This is a genomic window from Nocardia sp. NPDC052112, from assembly GCF_040680135.1.
Taxonomy (GTDB): Bacteria; Actinomycetota; Actinomycetes; order Mycobacteriales; family Mycobacteriaceae; genus Nocardia.
In genome coordinates, this window is sequence record NZ_JBFAWD010000071.1 from 1 (window position 1) to 3,411 (window position 3,411).

Genomic DNA, 3,411 nt, shown 5'->3' on the forward strand with positions numbered 1-3,411 from the left:
GGTGGTGTTGGCGCGTCGTGATCGTGCCGACGCGTCCGCGGTGTTGGGCGGGGTGGCTGGATTGTTCGTGGCCGGCGCCGAGGTGAACTGGGCCGGTTTCTACGCCGGGACGGGGGCGCGGCGAATCGACCTGCCCACCTATGCCTTCCAGCACCGGCGCTATTGGATACCCGAAGGTTCCGCCGGCAAGGGAGACGCCCGGTCGATGGGGCTCGTCGCGACCGGCCACCCGCTGGTGTCGGCTGTGGTGTCGCAACCGGATTCCGATGTGGTCGCCGTCAGCGGCAGATTGTCGATACAGACGCAGCCCTGGTTGGCCGACCACCGGGTCATGGACACCGTGTTGTTCCCCGGCGCCGGTCTCGTCGAACTCGCCCTGCACGCCGGTGAGCGGGTGGGCTGTTCGAGCCTGGACGAGCTGATTCTGCGTGCCCCGCTGGTGTTGCCGGAGTCCGGTGGTGTCGCGGTGCAGGTCGTGATCGGCGGTGCGGACGAGGGGCGTCGTGGCGTGCGGATCTTCTCCCGCCCCGACGACGATGCCGATTCGGTGGCGTCGTGGACTTTGCATGCCGAAGGTGTCCTCGTACCGGGAGTCGACGGCGCACCGGCGGACCTGACGCAGTGGCCGCCCGCCGACGCCACCACGGTCCCGGTCGAGGACCTCTACGACTCTCTCGATGCGCAGGGCTATCACTACGGTCCGGTGTTCCAGGCGCTGCGAGCGGTGTGGCGTGGACCGGACGGGCTCTACGCCGAGGTCCAGTTGCCCGAGGCGGCGCGATCGGACGCGGAACGGTTCGGCATGCATCCCGCGCTGCTGGATGCGGCTTTGCATGCCTTGCGCTTTGCCGATGAGACCGCGTCGGAGGAATCCGGTCTGGTGTTGCCGTTCGAGTGGTCGGGCGTCACGGTGCATGCGGCGGGGGCCGATGCGTTGCGGGTTCGGCTGACCCGTATCGGTGAGCGTGGGGTTGCGCTGGATCTGGCGGATTCGACGGGTGCTGCGGTGGCGACGGTGCGGCATTTGGCGTCTCGGCCGATCGATCCCGCGCAGCTCACCGCGGGCACTCCGATCTCTCGTACCGCTGTTTTCGATGTGAGCTGGGCGCCGATCTCGGTGACCGAGGGCGACGTTGTCGCGGTGGCATGGGCGGATCTCGGCGACGTGGGTGATCAGGTCCCGCAGGTGGCAGTGCTGGACTGTGCGGCGGGCAATGATCCCGACACCGTTCGTGCCGCTACTCATGGTGTGTTGCAGGTGCTGCAGTCCTGGTTCGCCGAGCCTCGGTTCGGCGAGTCGGTGTTGGTGGTTCGGACTGACGGTGCGGTATCGGTTGCTGGAGAGGACATTTCGAATCTGGCCGGTGCCGCGGTGGGCGGTCTGATTCGTTCGGCGCAGGCCGAGGGCGTCGGCCGGATCGTGTTGGTGGATACCGATTCCGAGCTCGACGGTCTGCTGGGCGGGATTCTGGCGTCAGAGGAACCGCAGGTGGCGGTGCGTGACGGGCAGGTGTACAGAGCGCGACTCGGGCGAGTCGTCTCGACCACCGCACCGGTGGCCGGTTCTTTCGATCCGGACGACACGGTACTGATCACCGGTGCCGGCGGTTACCTTGGTGGGCTGTTTGCCCGGCACTTGGTGAACGCTCATGGCGTGCGCCGTCTGCTGTTGCTCAGCAGGCGCGGTGAATCCGGCCCCGGCGCAACCGAACTGCGAGAAGAGTTGCAGCAGTTCGGTGCCGAGGTCGAGTTCATCGGATGCGATGTCGCCGACCGCGGTGCGTTGGCCGAGGTGCTGGCCGCTGTTCCTGCCGAGCACCCGCTGACGGGCGTCTTTCACCTGGCCGGTGTGCTGGATGACGGTGCGATCGCGTCGCTGACTCCGGAGCGGATGGACGCGGTGCTGGCCCCGAAGGTCGACGCCGCGCTGCATCTGCACGACCTGACCGCCGACCTGCCTTTGAAGGCGTTCGTGCTGTTCAGCTCGGTCGCCGGTGCGTTCGGTAGCCCCGGCCAGGGCAACTACGCCGCGGCCAACGCCTGCTTGGACGCACTGGCCGCGCGCCGCAGGGCGTCCGGGCTGCCCGGTATGTCTCTGGCCTGGGGTCTGTGGAGCACGGACGGGGGAATGGCCGCGGAGCTCAGCGACGTCGACCGGCGCCGGATGTCCCGGTCGGGCCTGCTGCCGCTGTCGGCGGACCACGGTCTCGCGCTGTTCGACGCCGCGACGGGAATGGACACGGCGGCCCTCGTCCTCGCCCGGGTGGATCTGGATGCCATACGCTCTGCGGGATTCGCCGCGCCCGCACTGTTTTCCGCACTGATCCCGCAGCGCCGCCGAGCGGCCTCCGGTGCGTCCGCGGCGTTGCGTGCTCGGCTGTCGAGCACTCCCGACAGCGAGCGTTTCGACGTGCTCCTGGAGATCGTGCGCGGTCAGAGCGCCACCGTCCTCGGCCACGAGAACACGAACGCGGTGGCCGCGGACCGGGCCTTCAACGAGTTGGGCTTCGATTCGATCACCGCTGTCGAATTCCGCAATGCGCTGAAGGCCGTCACGGGTCTCCCACTGCCCGCGACCTTGGTGTTCGACTACCCCACGCCCCAGGCTTTGGCGCGGTATCTGGCCGACGAGTTCGCCGGGACGAGCCGCGATGTCGAGGTCACCGCCGTCAGGGCTGTCGATGACGACCCGATCGCCGTGGTCGGCATGGCCTGCCGTTACCCCGGAGGGGTGCGGTCCCCGGAAGAACTCTGGGAACTCGTGCGCACCGGCCGGGACGCGGTATCGACGTTCCCGGTCGACCGCGGCTGGGACCTCGACGGCATCTACGATCCGGAACCCGGCCGCGCGGGTAGGTCCTACACCCGAGAGGGCGGATTCCTGCACACGGCTGCCGATTTCGACGCGGACTTCTTCGGGATCAGTCCCAACGAAGCCGTGATGACGGATCCGCAGCAGCGGCAACTGCTGGAAACCACCTGGGAGGCATTGGAGCGCGCAGGTGTGGATCCGGCGGTGCTGCGCGGCAGTTCGACCGGCGTCTTCACCGGCGTCATGTACCACGACTACGCCCAGGGGACCGGTAATAGCGCGGCCGGCAGCCTGGTGTCCGGTCGCATCGCCTACACCCTCGGGTTGGAGGGCCCGGCCGTGTCGGTGGATACGGCGTGTTCGTCGTCTCTGGTGACAATGCATTTGGCGGCACAGTCGCTGCGGTCGGGGGAGTGCGATCTGGCCTTGGCCGGTGGCGTGACGGTGATGGCGACTCCGGAGACGCTGGTGGAGTTCAGCCGGCAGCGGGGCTTGTCGCCGGATGGGCGGTGTAAGTCCTTCGCGGATGCGGCCGATGGGGTGGGCTGGTCCGAGGGTGCCGGAATGTTGGTGTTGGAGCGGTTGTCGGACGCGCGTCG

General features: G+C 68.3%; 1 protein-coding gene. It reads left to right on the forward strand.

Annotated elements, in window-relative coordinates; translation table 11 throughout:
* Positions 1-3,411: type I polyketide synthase (locus AB0L58_RS42930; protein ID WP_364397490.1), on the forward strand; the 3,411-nt coding region annotated here is incomplete at both ends.